1 protein-coding gene is annotated in these 524 nt (G+C 57.1%); it reads right to left on the bottom strand.

From position 1 onward, the window contains the following. Positions 1-406, bottom strand: a 406-nt coding sequence (locus R8N47_RS28240) for an IS91 family transposase (RefSeq protein WP_001120876.1), incomplete at its 3' end; no start/stop codon positions are given. Positions 407-524: the final 118 nt, after the last annotated feature.

Here is a 524-nt window from a genome sequence, read left to right as displayed (position 1 = left end):
CAAACAGGAAACGCAGCTGAAACGGGAAGCTCAACACCCACTGACGCATGGGTTGTTCAGGCAGTACTTCATCAACCAGCAAGGCGGCACTTTCGGCCATCCGCCGCGCCCCACAGCTCGGGCAGAAACCGCGACGCTTACAGCTGAAAGCGACCAGGTGCTCGGCGTGGCAAGACTCGCAGCGAACCCGTAGAAAGCCATGCTCCAGCCGCCCGCATTGGAGAAATTCTTCAAATTCCCGTTGCACATAGCCCGGCAATTCCTTTCCCTGCTCTGCCATAAGCGCAGCGAATGCCGGGTAATACTCGTCAACGATCTGATAGAGAAGGGTTTGCTCGGGTCGGTGGCTCTGGTAACGACCAGTATCCCGATCCCGGCTGGCCGTCCTGGCCGCCACATGAGGCATGTTCCGCGTCCTTGCAATACTGTGTTTACATACAGTCTATCGCTTAGCGGAAAGTTCTTTTACCCTCAGCCGAAATGCCTGCCGTTGCTAGACATTGCCAGCCAGTGCCCGTCACTCC

The organism is Vibrio sp. 2132-1 (assembly GCF_033344315.1).
This window is presented reverse-complemented; position numbering and strand designations above follow the sequence as displayed.